This window comes from Tabrizicola sp., assembly GCF_036781545.1.
Lineage (GTDB): Bacteria > Pseudomonadota > Alphaproteobacteria > Rhodobacterales > Rhodobacteraceae > Tabrizicola.
This window is the reverse complement of the sequence record NZ_DAIQAT010000088.1, coordinates 1-14,264: the sequence shown is the minus strand read 5'-3', so window position 1 is coordinate 14,264 and position 14,264 is coordinate 1. Positions and strand designations below refer to the sequence as shown.

Annotated in this window: 17 protein-coding genes; 8 read left to right on the top strand and 9 right to left on the bottom strand. The window is 68.7% G+C overall.

The annotated features are described in order from the left end of the window. Positions 1–745: GNAT family N-acetyltransferase (locus tag V7Q39_RS13350; protein ID WP_333817085.1), on the bottom strand; the 745-nt coding region annotated here is incomplete at its 3' end. A 133-nt stretch (positions 746–878) separates the two neighbouring features. Further along, the gene (locus V7Q39_RS13345; protein ID WP_333817084.1) at positions 879–1,061 is read right to left on the bottom strand and encodes a DUF3553 domain-containing protein; all 183 of its coding nucleotides are present in this window, start codon (positions 1,059–1,061) and stop codon (positions 879–881) included. Positions 1,062–1,087: 26 nt separating this feature from the next. Between V7Q39_RS13345 and V7Q39_RS13340 the strand changes: the two genes are divergently transcribed. Continuing rightward, positions 1,088–1,684, top strand: coding sequence for a histidine phosphotransferase family protein (locus tag V7Q39_RS13340; RefSeq protein ID WP_333817083.1), 597 nt, complete (start codon positions 1,088–1,090; stop codon positions 1,682–1,684). Here the strand turns inward: V7Q39_RS13340 and V7Q39_RS13335 are convergent. Continuing rightward, positions 1,681–1,908 (bottom strand): hypothetical protein, encoded by a 228-nt coding sequence (locus V7Q39_RS13335; RefSeq protein WP_333817082.1) that lies wholly within the window; start codon positions 1,906–1,908, stop codon positions 1,681–1,683. The genes V7Q39_RS13340 and V7Q39_RS13335 overlap by 4 nt on opposite strands. 67 nt (positions 1,909–1,975) lie before the next feature. On the opposite strand from V7Q39_RS13335, the gene V7Q39_RS13330 reads away from it, so the two are divergent. After that, complete coding sequence (locus V7Q39_RS13330; protein WP_333817081.1) at positions 1,976–2,611, top strand: TetR/AcrR family transcriptional regulator; 636 nt, start codon at positions 1,976–1,978, stop codon at positions 2,609–2,611. On the opposite strand, the gene V7Q39_RS13325 is transcribed toward V7Q39_RS13330, so the two are convergent. The 3 genes from V7Q39_RS13325 to obgE all read right to left on the bottom strand — a co-directional run bounded on the left by V7Q39_RS13325 (position 2,571) and on the right by obgE (position 6,058). Next, the gene (locus V7Q39_RS13325) at positions 2,571–3,830 is read right to left on the bottom strand and encodes a glutamate-5-semialdehyde dehydrogenase (RefSeq protein WP_333817080.1); all 1,260 of its coding nucleotides are present in this window, start codon (positions 3,828–3,830) and stop codon (positions 2,571–2,573) included. The genes V7Q39_RS13330 and V7Q39_RS13325 overlap by 41 nt on opposite strands. Before the next feature lie 75 nt (positions 3,831–3,905). Further along, positions 3,906–5,033, bottom strand: a complete 1,128-nt coding sequence (proB, locus tag V7Q39_RS13320; protein ID WP_333817086.1) for a glutamate 5-kinase — start codon at positions 5,031–5,033, stop codon at positions 3,906–3,908. 2 nt (positions 5,034–5,035) lie between these two features. Further along, complete coding sequence (gene obgE, locus V7Q39_RS13315) at positions 5,036–6,058, bottom strand: GTPase ObgE (protein WP_333817079.1); 1,023 nt, start codon at positions 6,056–6,058, stop codon at positions 5,036–5,038. 181 nt (positions 6,059–6,239) lie between these two features. Here obgE and ctaA point away from each other — a divergent pair, with 181 nt between their 5' ends. Both ctaA and V7Q39_RS13305 read left to right on the top strand, forming a co-directional pair. Continuing rightward, complete coding sequence (gene ctaA, locus V7Q39_RS13310) at positions 6,240–7,409, top strand: heme A synthase (protein WP_333817078.1); 1,170 nt, start codon at positions 6,240–6,242, stop codon at positions 7,407–7,409. Beyond that, on the top strand, positions 7,406–8,875 hold the full coding sequence (locus V7Q39_RS13305; protein ID WP_333817077.1) for a carboxypeptidase M32: 1,470 nt from the start codon (positions 7,406–7,408) through the stop codon (positions 8,873–8,875). The genes ctaA and V7Q39_RS13305 overlap by 4 nt, the downstream gene beginning before the upstream one ends. Before the next feature lie 180 nt (positions 8,876–9,055). On the opposite strand, the gene V7Q39_RS13300 is transcribed toward V7Q39_RS13305, so the two are convergent. Next, complete coding sequence (locus V7Q39_RS13300; protein ID WP_333817076.1) at positions 9,056–9,541, bottom strand: RES family NAD+ phosphorylase; 486 nt, start codon at positions 9,539–9,541, stop codon at positions 9,056–9,058. A 229-nt stretch (positions 9,542–9,770) separates the two neighbouring features. On the opposite strand from V7Q39_RS13300, the gene V7Q39_RS13295 reads away from it, so the two are divergent. After that, the gene (locus tag V7Q39_RS13295) at positions 9,771–10,982 is read left to right on the top strand and encodes an MFS transporter (RefSeq protein WP_333817075.1); all 1,212 of its coding nucleotides are present in this window, start codon (positions 9,771–9,773) and stop codon (positions 10,980–10,982) included. Positions 10,983–11,000: 18 nt separating this feature from the next. Here the strand turns inward: V7Q39_RS13295 and V7Q39_RS13290 are convergent, their stop codons facing one another. Then, positions 11,001–11,774: an enoyl-CoA hydratase gene (locus V7Q39_RS13290; protein WP_333817074.1), complete on the bottom strand. Its 774-nt coding sequence runs from the start codon at positions 11,772–11,774 to the stop codon at positions 11,001–11,003. 54 nt (positions 11,775–11,828) lie between these two features. Between V7Q39_RS13290 and V7Q39_RS13285 the strand changes: the two genes are divergently transcribed. Next, entirely contained in the window at positions 11,829–12,251 is a 423-nt protein-coding gene (locus V7Q39_RS13285) for a PaaI family thioesterase (protein ID WP_333817073.1), read from the top strand. On the opposite strand, the gene V7Q39_RS13280 is transcribed toward V7Q39_RS13285, so the two are convergent. Next, complete coding sequence (locus tag V7Q39_RS13280) at positions 12,248–12,637, bottom strand: bactofilin family protein (protein WP_333817072.1); 390 nt, start codon at positions 12,635–12,637, stop codon at positions 12,248–12,250. The two genes, V7Q39_RS13285 and V7Q39_RS13280, sit on opposite strands and share 4 nt — an antisense overlap. 184 nt (positions 12,638–12,821) lie before the next feature. On the opposite strand from V7Q39_RS13280, the gene speB reads away from it, so the two are divergent. Both speB and V7Q39_RS13270 read left to right on the top strand, forming a co-directional pair. Further along, positions 12,822–13,787: an agmatinase gene (gene speB, locus V7Q39_RS13275; RefSeq protein ID WP_333817071.1), complete on the top strand. Its 966-nt coding sequence runs from the start codon at positions 12,822–12,824 to the stop codon at positions 13,785–13,787. A gap of 44 nt (positions 13,788–13,831) precedes the next feature. After that, positions 13,832–14,264: amidohydrolase family protein (locus V7Q39_RS13270; protein WP_333817070.1), on the top strand; the 433-nt coding region annotated here is incomplete at its 3' end.

Below are 14,264 nucleotides of genomic sequence, written 5' to 3'. Positions count from 1 at the left end.
GGCGGGCGGACATCTGGCCGGTGTCCATCACCAGGCAGACATCGGTGGTGTTGAAATCGCTGTCGATCCAGGCGCCGTCGCCGACGAAGCCCCCGAGCCGCAGGTAGGCCTTGATCAGCGCGGGCGTGGCCGCCATGGCGGCGCGGCGGTCGATGCTGTCGGCGGGGATCAGGTCCATCTCCTGCCGGTGGGGGGGCAGGGCGCGGACACGCATCGCGGGCGGCGCAAGGTGGTGATGGTAGAGAAAGCTGAGCGGCTGGGCGAGGGGGGCGGGATCGGCGCCGTGGAAGGAGGCGGCGCCGAACAGGATCTCGATCCCGCGGTCGAGCACGTATTCCGCCAGACCGTTCCAGAGGTGGAACATCGCGGTGCCGCCGCGGTGGTTGGCCTCGACGCAGGAGCGGCCAAGCTCCAGCAGGCGGCGCCCCGAGGCGAGGAGGGGGGTCAGGTCGAACTCGGTCTCGGAATAGAAGCGCCCGACGCTGGCGCGGCGGTCGGACGGCAGCACGCGGTAGGCGCCGATGACATGGGCGCAGGTCGCGGGGTCGATGCTGCGGTCGACGAGAAGGAGGTGGTCGAAGAACGGGTCGAAGGCGTCGCGTTCCAGGCCGAGCGCATGGTCGACCATCGGGCCGTCGCCGCCAAGCTCGCGGACGAAGACCTGGTAGCGCAGGCGCTGCGCGGCGGTCAGGTCCTCGGGCGTGGTCGCCAGCCGCACGGTATAGGGGGCAGTTTCAGCAGACATCGGCTCTGATCTGGGCGCTCCGGTCTGGGCTAACGGCAGGTCTGACTTAGCCATGCGCTGGCCGCATTGCAACCGTTTGCCGTTTCATCACGGCTTCGGCAATTCCCGGTTGAGTTTCGACTGCGGATTCGCACTATGCGTGATCAGTTCCCGCGACCGGCAAAAGGAAGATGCGCTTGCTGTCGATCACGACCTTCCCGGCATGTTCGAAATTCACCGTCACCTTGTTGTCGATGTTCGACTGTACCTGACCGAGGCCCCAGTCAGCCTGCTCCGGGTGGCGCACCAGCATGCCCGGTTCCAGAAGTGCCGCCATGTTCCGTCCTTTGCCCTGGTCCCATGATGCAAGACAAGCCCGACCTCGCCGCCCTGATCGCCTCGCGCATCTGCCATGACCTTATCAGCCCGATCGGGGCGATAGGCAACGGCGTGGAGCTTCTGGCGATGGAGCAGGGCGGGCCGCGGCCCGAGATGGCGCTGATTTCGGAAAGCGTGGCGAATGCGAATGCGCGGATCCGCTTCTTCCGCATCTGCTTCGGGCAGGCGTCGGGCGACCAGCGCATCGCGCGGTCGGAGGTGGCGTCGATCCTGGGGGACCTCTCGCGCGGGGGGCGGGTCGGCTATGGCTGGACCAGCCCGGCCGACCTGTCGCGGCGCGAGGTGCGGCTGGTGTTCCTGCTGCTGCAATGCCTGGAAAGCGCGCTGGCCTATGGCGGCAGGGTCAGCGTGACGCGGGGCGAGACGGGCTGGCAGGTGCTGGCCGAGGCGCCGCGGCTGAAGGTGGACCCCGCATTGTGGGAGGTGCTGACCGAGCCGCGCGCGCCTGCCGAGATCGGGGCGAACCAGGTGCATTTCGCGCTGGTGCCGGACGAGCTGGCGCGGCAGGGGCGGCGGCTGATCACCGAGATCGGCGAGACGACGATCCGGCTGACCTTCTAGAAAAGGTGGCGCAGCCGGGTCTGGATGAAGGGGATCAGCCCCCAGACCATGCATGTCACCATCACCGGCACGAAGACGAGGTTGCGCAGCGGCATCGGCCAGCCGTCGGTCAGGGGCAGGATGATCGCCTGCAGCACCGTGACTAGGGGATAGACCCCCAGGAAAACCAGGAAGGCGAAACGAAAGCGTGAAGGAGCGCGGGCGGGGGCTTGATTCTTGGGCATCTGAGTCTCTAATGGAACGGAGTGTTCTGTTATATGAAACGAAACGTTTCGTTTCACAAGGGGGAAAATGACACCTACTACCGCTTCGCCAGAATCCCGCACCTCGGTCGGCGCGCGCCGGTCCGAGGCGACGGAGGTCGCCGTGCTGGAGGCCTTCGCGGCGCTGCTGGCCGAGGTCGGCTATGCCGCGATCACCATGGAGGCGGTGGCGAAGCGCGCCCGGGCAGGCAAGGCGACGGTCTATCGCTGGTGGCCGGGCAAGGCGCATATCGCGCTGTCGCTGATCTCGCAGGCGAAGCTGGAGCTGACCGCCCCGCAGGGAGCCTCGCTGCGGGAAGATCTGATCGACTACATGACGCGGGTGGTGGGGCTGTGGCGCGGCGACTCGGGCCTGCCGGTGGGTGTCCTGGTGCGGCACTGCTATGCCGAGGCCTGGTCCGATCCGGCCCTGGCAGCGGCGCTGCAGGCCGAGCGGCGCGAGCGCTGGACGATGCTGAACGACATCCTGCAGGCGGCGATGGAGCGGGGCGAACTGCCGCAGGAGACCGACCTTGCCCGCGCCAAGGACTTCGCGATGTCCTGGCCCTTCTACCTGCTGATGACCGACCGCCTGCCTGCGCCCGAGGAGATTGCGCGCATGGTCGACGACACGCTGGGCGGGCTCAGGGCCGGATCGTCCCGTCGCCCGTCACCAGATATTTGAAGCTGCACAGCTGTTCGGCCCCCACGGGGCCCCGCGCGTGCATCTTGCCGGTGGCAATGCCGATTTCCGCGCCCATGCCGAATTCGCCGCCATCGGCGAACTGGGTGGAGGCGTTGCGCATCAGGATCGCGCTGTCGAGCCGGTCGAAGAAACGCTGCGCGGTGGCGTCGTTTTGGGTAAGGATCGATTCCGTGTGCTGGCTGCCGTATTTGCGGACATGGGCGATGGCCTCGTCCACGCCGTCCACCAGTTTCGCGGCGATGATCATGTCCAGGAATTCGCGTCCGAAATCATCGGGTTGCGCTTTCTTCGTGCCGGGGATCTTCAGAAGCTCGCCCTCGGTGCGGACCTCGACGCCCGCCTTCAGCAGATCCTCGATCAGCACAGGGCCATGCTTGGTGTAGAACTGCCAGTCGATCAGCAGACATTCCGCCGCGCCGCAGACGCCGGTGCGGCGGGTCTTGGCGTTCAGGACCACGCGGCGGGCCTTGTCCAGGTCGGCGTCGCGGTCGGCGTAGAGGTGGCAGATGCCTTCCAGATGGGCGAAGACCGGCACCCGCGCCTCACGCTGGACAAGACCGACGAGGCCTTTGCCGCCGCGGGGGACGATGACGTCGATATAGTCGATGGCCTGCAGCATCGCCGTGACCATCTCGCGGTCGCGGGTGGGGATGAACTGGATCGCGGCTTCGGGGAGATTGGTGGATTTGAGGCCCTCGACCATGCAGGAATGGATGGCTTCCGAGGTCTCGAAGCTTTCGCTGCCGCCGCGCAGGATGACGGCATTGCCCGATTTCAGGCAGAGCGCGCCTGCATCGGCGGTGACGTTGGGGCGGGATTCGTAGATCACCCCGACGACGCCCAGGGGCGTGGCGACGCGCTGGATGTGGAGGCCGTTCGGACGGTCCCATTCCGCCAGGATGCGGCCCACGGGGTCCTTCTGCTCGGCGATCTGGCGCAGGGCATCGACGATCCCGCGCAGGCGGTTGTCGTCGAGACGCAGGCGGTCGAGGAGCGCCGGGGTCAGGCCTTTCTGCGCGCCGGCGTCGAGGTCGAGCGTGTTGGCATCGAGGATTTCCTGCCGCCGGCGCCAGATGGCATCGGCGGCGGAGATCAGGGCGGCGGCCTTGCGTTCCGAGGAGGCGCAGGCCAGCTCTGCCGCGGCCGCGCGGGCCTTGCGGCCGATCTCGGTCATCAGGTCGGTGAACTGGCCGTCCATTGTCTTGCTCCGTTTCGTCTGGGCGCAAAAGTTTTCGAAAACTTTTGCAAATTCCTTGGAAGGAATTTGACCCCTTTAAACCACCATGTCGTCCCGATGCACCAGCGCCGCGCGGCCCTGGTAGCCGAGGATCGCCTCGATCTCGTTCGAGCGGTGCCCTGCGATCTTGCGGGCCTCGACCGAAGTATAGCGCACCAGCCCCTTGCCGAGAACCGCGCCTTCGGGCGAAAGGATCGCCACCGGCTCGCCCCGGCCGAAGCTGCCCGTCACCTTGGTCACGCCCGCCGGAAGCAGGCTTTTCCCGGCGCGGAGCGCAGTGACGGCCCCGGCGTCCAGCACCAGCTCGCCCTTCGGCTTCATCGCGTTGATCCAGCGCTTGCGGGCCAGATGCGGGTCGGCGGAGGGGACGAACCAGGTGCGGGCCGCGCCCTCGGCCAGCGCCTTCAGGGGGCGGAGAGTCGAGCCCTCCATGATCGCCATCGCGCAGCCGCCCGCGACGGCGGTCTTGGCGGCGAGGAGCTTGGTCTTCATCCCGCCCTTGGAGAGCCCGCTTACGGGATCGCCTGCCATTGCCTCGATCTCGGGCGTGATCGTGTCCACCACGTCGAAGCGGGTGGCGGTGGGGTCTTCCTTCGGGTTCGCGGTGTAGAAGCCGTCGACGTCGGAAAGAAGGATCAGCTGGTCCGCGCCCGCCGTCACCGCGATCTGCGCGGCGAGGCGGTCGTTGTCGCCGAAGCGGATTTCGTCGGTGGCGACGGTGTCGTTCTCGTTCACGATCGGGACGACACCAAGGCCGAGGAGGGTTTCCATCGTCGCGCGGGAGTTCAGGTAGCGGCGGCGGTCCTCGGTATCTTCCAGCGTGACGAGAATCTGTGCGGTGGTGATGCCGTGGGGAGCCAGCACCTCCTCATAGGCACGGGCGAGGCGGATCTGGCCCACGGCGGCGGCGGCTTGCGACTGTTCCAGGGTCAGGACGCCCGCGGGCAGGTCCAGCACCTTGCGGCCAAGCGCGATGGAGCCCGAGGAGACGAGGACGACATCGGTGCCGCGGGTCTTCGCCTCGGCCACGTCGAGGGCGAGGGCTGAGAGCCAGCCCTGTTTCAGCCCGGCCTTGCGGTCGACCAGAAGGGCGGAGCCGATCTTCACCACCAGCCGTTTTGCCGTGCGGATGTCGGGGGCGTGCCGGGTTTCGGCCAGGCCCATGTTCAAGGTTGCCACGGGCCGGACTCCTCGGCGGGGGCCTCCGCCGTGATGGTGGCGTAGAGGGCGCGCAGCACCTCGGGCAGGCCCTTGCGGGAGACGCCCGAGATGACATGGACCGGGCCGCCGGAGGCCTTCTCCAGCGCGCGGCGGCGGTCGCTGATCTGGCGTGCGTCCATCGCGTCGGTCTTGTTCAGCGCGACGATGCGCGGCTTGTCGCCCAGAACTTCGGAATATGCTTCAAGTTCGGCCACGATGGTCTTGAAATCCTTCGTGATCGTCGGAGACGTGCCGTCGACCAGATGCAAGAGCACCTTGCAGCGTTCGACATGGGCGAGGAACTGCATCCCGAGGCCACGGCCCTCGCTCGCGCCCTCGATCAGGCCGGGGATGTCGGCCATGACGAACTCATGCCCGTCGATGCCGACGACGCCGAGGTTCGGGACAAGGGTGGTGAAGGGGTAGTCGGCAATCTTCGGCCGCGCGTTCGAGACGGCGGCGAGGAAGGTCGACTTCCCGGCATTGGGCAGACCGACAAGCCCGGCGTCGGCGATCAGCTTCAGCCGCAGCCAGATGGTGCGTTCGATACCGTCCTGCCCCGGGTTGGCGCGGGCGGGGGCGCGGTTGGTCGAGGATTTGAAGCGCAGGTTGCCCCAGCCGCCGTTGCCGCCCTCGGCGAGGCAGACGCGTTGGCCCGGTTCGGTGAGGTCGGCGAGGACGGTCTCCTCGTCCTCGTCCAGGATTTCGGTGCCGAGGGGAACCTTGAGCACGATGTCGTCGCCGCTCTTGCCGGTCTTCTGGCTGCCCATGCCGGGCTGGCCCGACTTGGCGAAGAAATGCTGCTGGTAGCGGTAGTCGATCAGGGTGTTCAGCCCTTCGACCGCTTCGGCGTAGACGCTGCCGCCATGGCCGCCGTCCCCGCCGTCCGGACCGCCGAATTCGATGAACTTCTCGCGCCGGAACGAGACGCAGCCGGCCCCGCCGCCGCCGGAGCGGATGTAGACTTTGGCGAGGTCGAGGAACTTCATCGGGTTTGCTTTCGGGGACGGGTCAAGGCGCGGGGATACAGGAAGCGGGGCGGATGCTCAAGCCGGGCGCCTTGGCGCGGTGCGGGGCCGGTCAGCGAGGCGCGACGAAGTCGCAGGCGGGCGGCCCTTGAAGGCGGGACAGGGCGGGCCTAGTGTCCGGCGCGAGACAAGAGGGCGAGCCATGGCCAGCAAGCGCAGCATTTTTGAAGAGGTCGGCGAGGGACAGAAGGCCCCGGTTGCGCCGACGGGCGGGGGGATCGACGCGCGGCCGAAGGGGGCGCGGCGCGGCATCCGGCTGTGGCTGATCGCCCTGTTCCTGCTGGTCGCGGCGATGATCGCGGTGGGCGGGCTGACCCGGCTTACGGATTCGGGCCTGTCGATCACCGAATGGAAGCCCGTCACGGGCGCCCTGCCGCCGATGGACGAGACGACATGGCAGGCTGAGTTCGAGAAATATCAGGCGATCCCGGAATACCAGTTGCAGAACAAGGGAATGACGCTGGAGGCCTTCAAGTCGATCTACTGGTGGGAATGGGGTCATCGGCAGCTCGGGCGGTTGATCGGGGTGGTGTGGTTCGTAGGGTTCGCGGGCTTTGCGCTGGCCCGCCAGATTCCGCCGGGCTGGGCCGGGCGGCTTCTGCTTCTGGGCGTGCTTGGCGGGGCGCAGGGGGCGGTCGGCTGGTGGATGGTCTCCTCGGGCCTGGGCGGAGAGATGCTGGACGTGGCCTCCTATCGCCTTGCGGTGCATCTGGGGCTGGCGTTCGTGATCCTGGGCTTCATCGCCTGGTATGTCTTCCTGCTGGGGCGAAGCGAGGCCGAGTTGATGACCGCGCGACGGGGGCGGGAGGCGAAGCTGTTCAGCCTGTCCACCGGGCTGATGCATTTTGCCTTCCTGCAGATCCTGCTGGGCGCGCTGGTCGCCGGGATTGACGCAGGCCGCGCCTTCCCGACCTGGCCGCTGATGAACGGCGAGTTCTTTCCGGCGGATGCCTTCTATGTGCCGGACGGGCAGGGGGGCACGTTGCCGGTCTGGCATGCGTTCTTTGAAAATCCCGGCCTCGTGCAGTTCATCCACCGGATGTCGGGATATCTTCTCTTCATCTTCGGCATCGTCGTCTGGCTTAAGGGTCGGAAGTCCAGCTACCAGGCGACGCGGTCGGCGTTCCATGCGGTGATGGCGATGCTTCTGGCGCAGATGGTGCTGGGCATCGTCACCGCGATCACGGCGGCGCATGTCCATGTGGCGATCACCCACCAGATCGGCGCGGTGATCCTCTGGGTGCTGATCCTGCGGGCACGGCATCTGTCGCAATATCCCATTGCAGGCTCGATCCGGGAGGGCACGGCATGAGCGCGTTCGAAGAATTGATGGCGTTCCAGCGCCAGACCGAGGCCTTGGCGCAGGTGGCCGGGCGGCTGGGCTGGGATCAGGAGACGGTGATGCCCGAGGGCGCGGCCGGGCAGCGGGCCGAGGAGATCGGCGCGCTTGAGGGCGTCTTGCATGCCCGGCGGACCGATCCCCGGCTGGCCGGATGGCTGGCAGAGGCGAAGGCGCCGGATGCGGTGGGCGCGGCGCAGTTGCGACTGATCCGGCGGTCCTATGAGCGGACGGTGAAAGTGCCCGCGAAGCTTGCCGAGGAGATCGCGACGACGATGTCGCTGGCGCAGGGGGTCTGGGCCGAGCATCGGGCGAAGGAGGACGTGGCGGGATTTCTGCCGACGCTGCGCCGCGTGGTGGAGCTGAAGCGGCAGGAGGGCGCGGCGCTGGCGGCGGGGGGCGACCCCTATGATGCGCTGGTCGACGATTACGAGCCGGGGATGACCGGGGCGACGATCGCGGCGATGTTCGATGCCATGCGGCCCCGGCTGGTGGCCCTGCGGGAGAAGGTGCTGGGGGCGGCGGCCCCGAAAGGGCTGGTCGGGACCTTCGGGGCCGAGGCGCAGATGGCGCTGAGCCGCGAACTGGCGACGGTTTTCGGTTACGACTGGTCACGGGGCCGGGTGGACCTGGCGGTGCATCCGTTCAGCAGCGGGTCGGGTCATGACGTGCGGATCACCACGCGGGTGAGCGAGACCGATCCGTTCAACTGCTTCTATTCGACCATCCACGAGGTCGGCCATGCCGCCTATGAGCAGGGGATCGACGCAGGCTATGCGCTGACGCCCATCGGGCAGGGCGTGTCGATGGGCGTGCATGAAAGCCAGAGCCGGTCCTACGAGAACCAACTGGGCCGCAGCCGCGCCTTTACCGGCTGGTTGTTCGGCCGGATGCGGGAGGTCTTCGGAGAGTTCGGGATCGCGGATGCGGAGGGCTTCTACCGGGCGGTGAACCGGGTGCATCCGGGTTATATCCGCACCGAGGCCGACGAGGTGCACTACAACCTGCATGTCATGCTGCGCTTCGATCTGGAGCGGGCGCTGATCCGGGGCGATCTGGACGTGGCTGATCTGGAGGAAGCCTGGAACACGCGGTTCCGGGCGGATTTTGGGGTGGCGGTGGACCGGCCCTCGAACGGGATGCTGCAGGACGTGCACTGGTCCTGCGGGCTTTTCGGCTATTTCCCGACCTACACGCTGGGGAACGTCTATGCGGGGTGTCTGGTGAAGGCGCTGCGGGCCGATCTGCCGGGGCTGGACGGGATGATGGCCGAGGGGGACGTGTCCGCGGCGACGGGGTGGCTGCGGGAGCGGTTGCAGCGGCATGGGGGCTTGTATGAGCCCCGGGATGTGGTGCGGCGGGCCTGCGGATTCGAGCCGTCGGAAGGGCCGCTCCTCGACTATCTGGAGGCGAAGTTCGGGGCGATCTACGGGGTTTGAGGCCGGGGCGCCACGCGTGGTGCTTCGATAACTCCCTTTATTTTCAATATCTTGGTTGCGGGCGCTAGGGAAATCTTAAGGCGTGGGCCACGGCTCTGACGGATCGCTCGTCGGGGACTTCGTCCCTCCTCGCCGAGTGTCACCGACGAGAAGCCGAAGGCGAACGAGGAGGGTGGGGAGTCAGCCCGGTAAAGGGTAGGGCAGTATCCGGCCTGTCAGCATAGCTTCCGGCCAGCGGAAGAGGACGAGGTGCCAGCGGGCGGGCTCGGTCCGGGCGGTGTAGATCATGCCCGAGGCCCCGGAGGCACGGGCGCGGTCGGAGACGTCCCATGTCGAGGCGGGCAGGCCCCGGGCGCGCTGGGGGAGCCAGGGGATGGCGGCGAGGGTCGGGTCGATGCTGGCATCGGCGCAGTGGGCGGGATCGCGCAGGTCCAGCACCTTGGCCCCGGCCAGCCGCAATTCGCAGATCACGCGGGGCGGGTCGGTGTCTCGGACGTAGGGAGCGATCGCGTGGCAGGCCCAGTCGGGGCGGGGGGAGACGTAGAGGCTGGGTTGGGCATCGTGGTGGAAGCGGCCCTCGGGGCTGACGGCGGGGGCGAGGGCCTGGGCGGCTCGGGCCTCCGGGACGATCCGGTAGAAGAGGCCGTCGAGGGCGGGGAAAGGCATCGGGTCTCCTGCGGGCGGACGGGGAAGGCATAGCGGTGGTGAAACCGTGCGGCAAGGCCGCGTGGGGTTGCGGGCGCGTACCGGGCGGTGCAGTCAGGGGCCTTGTCGTGGAGGCTGCTTTCGGGACCGGGGACGCGCGATCGTGCGGGCCGAGGTTTGCGAGCGGCAGGGGCTTTGGGCGGAACCGGGCTGGCGTAGCCGGGACGGATAGGGTGGGGATGGGACAGGTGTGACGGAGGCGGGGTCTGCAGAGAAGGGCGGCGCGGCGGTTTGGCTTCTGGCGCTGGGCCAGACGCTGATCTACGCGGGCTGCTACTATTCCTTCCCGGCGCTGCTGCCGGAGCTTGAGGCGGCGACCGGCTGGAGCAAGGGCGCGCTGGCGCTGGGGCCGACGCTGGCCTTCCTGATCATGGCGGGGCTCACGCCCTTCACCGGGCGGCTGGTGGACCGGGGATTGGGCGGCGAGATGCTGGTCTGGCTGCCGGGGCTTGCGGCGCTGGGCGTGGCGGGGCTGGGGCTGGCGGGCTCGCTTGCCGGGTGGCTGGCGCTTTGGGCGGTGATCGGGGTCGCGCAGTCGGGGAGCCTGTACGAGACCTGTTTCGCCTTCCTGACCCGCCGGCTGGGTGCGGGGGCGCGGGGGGCGATCACCCGGGTGACGCTGGTGGCGGGATTTGCCGGGACGGTGGCTTTTCCGCTGGGGCACTGGCTGGGGCGCGTTTTCGGCGGGCAGGGGGCGCTGGTGGCTTTCGCAGGGCTGGTGGCTCTGGCGATGCCGCTGAATGCGGTGGCGGTGCGGCAGCTGCGGCGGCGCGAGCGGGCGGGGCTGGTGTTGCCTCCGACCCCGCCGGGAGTGGTGCGGGCGGCGCTGCGCAAGCCCGCCTTCTGGATCATCGCTGGCGGGTTCCTGGCGGTCTATCTGAACCACGGCATCCTGATCACCTATGCGCTGGTCCTGTTCGCCGACCGGGGGGCCGCGCCGGGGCTTGCGGCCTTGGCGGCGGCTTGCATCGGGCCGTCGCAGGTGGCGGGGCGGCTGATCCTGCTGGGGGCGGGCGCGCGGGTGACGACGGCGCAGGCGGTGATGGTGTCGCTGGGCGGCGCGGTGCTGGCGGGGGTCCTGCTGTGGCTGGCGGGGATTACGCCCTGGCTGATCTTTGCCTTCGCGCTGGCGCAGGGGGCGGGGATCGGGCTGACCTCGATCCTGCGGCCGGTGCTGATTGCCGAGGTGCTGGGGCGGCAGGGGTTCGGGGCGATTTCGGGGGCTGCGGCGGTGGCGCCGATCCTGGCCTCGGCGGCGGCGCCCTCGGTCGGGGCGGGGCTTCTGGCGCTGGGTGGGCCGGGGCTGGTCTATGCGGTCTGCCTTGGGCTGGCGCTGGCGGGGCTGGGGCTGATGGGGGTGTTGTTGGCGGGGCGGGAGCGGGCGGTGGCGGAGTCGGGCTGAAGCCCGGCCTGCCGGGAACTACCGGCGGTTGAGGAAGGTCTGGATGCCTGCGTCGGTGGCGGGGAGGAGGGCGTTTTCCACCATGGTCGCGCCCGCGGTGGCATAGGCCTCGGGCAGGGGCTGGCCAAGCTGGGCGCGGAAGGCGCGTTTGCCGAGGCGGATCGCGGCGGGGTCCTTGGCGGCGATGCTGGCGGCGAGGGCGAGGGTTTCTTCGGCCAGCCGGTCGGGCGGGGCGAGGCGGTTCACCAGCCCGAGCACATGGGCGCGGGGGGCGGGGAGGAAGTCGCCCGTGGTCAGAAGCTCGAAAGCGGCGCCAGGGGCGAGGCGGCGGCTCAGGGCCACGGCGGGGGTTGAGCAGAAGAGGCCTAGGTTGATGCCGTTGACGCCGAAGCGGGTGGTTTCCGAAGCGGTGATGAGATCGCAGGAGCAGGCGAGCTGGCAGCCGGCGGCGGTGGCCACGCCCTGCACTTGCGCGATGACCGGCTGGGGCAGGGCGGCGATGGCTTGCATCACGGCGGCGCAGCGGTCGAACAGGGCCTGAAACTGTGCGCGGCCTGCGTCGAGGGCGGCGCGGAAGGACTGCATCTCCTTCAGGTCATGCCCGGCGGAGAAGGCCTTGCCCTCGGCGGCGAGGATCACCACGCGGATGCTGTCGTCCTGCGCGAGGGCGGCGAAACTATCTTCCAGCGCGGTCAGCATGGGTGAGGAGAGCGCGTTCAGCGTGCCGGGGGAGGCGAGGGTCAGGGTGGCGATCCCGTCCTGGACATGGCGTCGGATTAGCGGTTCGGTCATTGCATCCCCCCAAGGCTTGCGGGCAGTCTAGAAGCGGCGGCGGATGAGGGGAAGATGCAGCTGAAGATGGACCAGGATGCGTTGACCGGATTCCTTGCCGCCGAGTTCGGGCAGGTGGCCGGGGAGTTCGCGGTGGAGCGGGCGGACGCGGCGGGCGTCACGCTGCGGCTGAAGGTGTCGGAGAAGCACCTGAGGCCCGGCGGCACGGTCAGCGGGCCGACGATCTTTCTGCTGGCGGATGTGGCGATGTATCTGGCGGTGCTGAGCCGGATCGGGCCGGTGGCGCTGGCGGTGACGACCAGCGCTGCCATGGATTTCATGCGCAAGCCCGCGGCGGGGCGCGATCTGCTGGGCGAGGCACGGGTGCTGAAGCTGGGCCGCAGCCTTGCCGTGGGCGATGTGATGATATTCAGCGAGGGTGGGGTCGAGCCGGTCGCCCGCGCCAGCCTGACCTATGCGATCCCGCCGACGCGCTAGACCTTGGGCTTGGTGAAGCGGCCCTCGATATGGGCGCCGCTTTCGATGACAAGAGCCGCGGCGTTCACGTCGGCCTTGACCTCGGACGAGGCGCGAAGGGTGAAGCTTTCGCAGGAAACCTTGCCGTCGAACTTGCCCTTGACCTCGACCGTATGGGCGGTGACGGAGCCTTTGACGCGACCCTCCTGCCCGATGAGGAGGCCATTCGCGGTGATGTTGCCCTCGATCTCGCCCAGGACCTCGACCGAGCCGGAGGAGGTGATCTCGCCGGTGATCTTCAGGTCGGCGCCGAGGACGGAGCGGGCGGTGTTGCTGCCGGGCGCGGCGGGGCGGGGCACTGCGGGCGCGGCCGGGGCGGAGCTGGGGTCGGAGGTCTTGGAGAACATCGCGGTATCCTTGCGGAAGGGGTTGCCCTGATAAGGGAGGATCGCGTCTGCCCGGTCAAGGGGCGCTTTGGGCGGGCGGCAGCTTTCCCCGAGGGACCCATGTCTTTCCCTGCGAACCATGTCGCAAGCGGGGCTGACAAGGCCGGGGCCGGATGGTCAGATGCAGCGGGAATCAGGGGGTGACATGACGGATTCGTTCTTCCAGCCGGTGTCCGGCTTCGACCTGCCGCGCTTTGCCGGGGTGCCGACCTTCATGCGGCTGCCGCATGTCGCCTTCGATCATCCGAGGTTCAGGGAGGTGCAGATCGGGCTGATCGGCGCGCCCTGGGACGGGGGGACGACGAACCGGCCGGGCCCGCGGCACGGGCCGCGCCAGCTGCGCGACCTGTCCACCATGATCCGGGCGGTGAACGGGGCGACCTGGGTTGCGCCCTTCGACCTGGTGCGCTGCGCCGATCTGGGGGATGTGGCGCCGAACCCCGGCGATCTGATGGAGTCCATGGCGCGGATGGAGGCCTTCTATGCGAAGGTCGTTGCGGCGGGGATCCGGCCCTTGACCGGAGGCGGGGATCACCTGTGTTCCCTGCCGATCCTGCGGGCGGTGGCGAAGGCGCGCCCGGTGGGGATGATCCAGTTCGACAGCCATACCGACCTGAACGACGTCTATTTCGGGACCTCGCGCTACAATCACGGCACCCCGTTCCGCCGCGCGGTGGAGGAGGGGCTGATCGACCCGAAGCGCTATGTGCTGATCGGCATCCGGGGCACCGCCTATGGCCGCGAGGACTGGGATTTCGCAGAGGCGAACGGCATCCGCATCATCCCGATCGCCGAGTTCCATGCGCGGGGGGCCGAGGAGGTGATGGCCGAGGCGCGGGAGATCGTGGGCTCCGGCCCGGTCTATGTGACCTATGACATCGACTTCGTCGACCCGACCTTCGCGCCGGGGACCGGGACGCCCGAGGTGGGCGGGCCGTCGAGCTGGCAGGCCTTGCAGGTGGCGCGGGGCCTGCGCGGGCTGGATATCGTGGGCGCGGATCTGGTCGAGGTCTCGCCGCCCTTCGATACCAGCGGCGGGACGGCCTGGCTGGGGATTTCGCTGATGTTCGAGATGCTGTGTGTCATGGCCGAGCGGGTCGCACGGGGCTGACCCCGGGGCGCTGCCCCGGACCCCGGGATATTTGGAGACAGAAAATGCCACTTGCCGAGATGATCATCACCAATGCGAAAGTCCTGACGATGGACGAGGGCCGCCCCCGGGCCGAGGCGGTGGCCCTTGCGGGCGGGCGCATCCTGGCGGTGGGCGCGCGCGCCGAGATGGAGGCGCTTGCGGGACCGGGGTGCCGGGTGGTGGATGCGGGCGGGCGGACGCTGCTGCCGGGCTTCGTGGAGAGCCACCTGCATCTGGTGCTGGGTGGCAACGAGCTGTCGCAACTGCAACTGGGCGGGGTGGAGGGGTTCGACGACCTCGCGCGGGCGTTCCGGGCCTATGCGGAGGAAAACCCCGACCTGCCGCTTCTGATGGCGCAGGGCGCGGCCTATGAGATCCTCGACCATCCGGTGACGCGGCATGACCTGGACCTGATCCTAGACGACCGCCCCATCGCGATGATGTCGCCGGACCACC

Excerpts from the sequence above, each read along its gene's own strand:
- V7Q39_RS13305 (WP_333817077.1), top strand. The coding sequence starts at position 7,406 with ATGAGCGCGTTCGAAGAATTGATGGCGTTCCAGCGCCAGACCGAGGCC.
- V7Q39_RS13345 (WP_333817084.1), bottom strand. The coding sequence starts at position 1,061 with ATGGCGGCACTTCTGGAACCGGGCATGCTGGTGCGCCACCCGGAGCAG.
- ctaA (WP_333817078.1), top strand. The coding sequence starts at position 6,240 with ATGGCCAGCAAGCGCAGCATTTTTGAAGAGGTCGGCGAGGGACAGAAG.
- V7Q39_RS13325 (WP_333817080.1), bottom strand. The coding sequence starts at position 3,830 with ATGGACGGCCAGTTCACCGACCTGATGACCGAGATCGGCCGCAAGGCC.
- V7Q39_RS13340 (WP_333817083.1), top strand. The coding sequence starts at position 1,088 with ATGCAAGACAAGCCCGACCTCGCCGCCCTGATCGCCTCGCGCATCTGC.
- V7Q39_RS13280 (WP_333817072.1), bottom strand. The coding sequence starts at position 12,637 with ATGTTCTCCAAGACCTCCGACCCCAGCTCCGCCCCGGCCGCGCCCGCA.
- V7Q39_RS13330 (WP_333817081.1), top strand. The coding sequence starts at position 1,976 with ATGACACCTACTACCGCTTCGCCAGAATCCCGCACCTCGGTCGGCGCG.
- V7Q39_RS13285 (WP_333817073.1), top strand. The coding sequence starts at position 11,829 with ATGCAGCTGAAGATGGACCAGGATGCGTTGACCGGATTCCTTGCCGCC.
- V7Q39_RS13290 (WP_333817074.1), bottom strand. The coding sequence starts at position 11,774 with ATGACCGAACCGCTAATCCGACGCCATGTCCAGGACGGGATCGCCACC.
- obgE (WP_333817079.1), bottom strand. The coding sequence starts at position 6,058 with ATGAAGTTCCTCGACCTCGCCAAAGTCTACATCCGCTCCGGCGGCGGC.
- V7Q39_RS13300 (WP_333817076.1), bottom strand. The coding sequence starts at position 9,541 with ATGCCTTTCCCCGCCCTCGACGGCCTCTTCTACCGGATCGTCCCGGAG.
- V7Q39_RS13335 (WP_333817082.1), bottom strand. The coding sequence starts at position 1,908 with ATGCCCAAGAATCAAGCCCCCGCCCGCGCTCCTTCACGCTTTCGTTTC.
- proB (WP_333817086.1), bottom strand. The coding sequence starts at position 5,033 with ATGGGCCTGGCCGAAACCCGGCACGCCCCCGACATCCGCACGGCAAAA.
- speB (WP_333817071.1), top strand. The coding sequence starts at position 12,822 with ATGACGGATTCGTTCTTCCAGCCGGTGTCCGGCTTCGACCTGCCGCGC.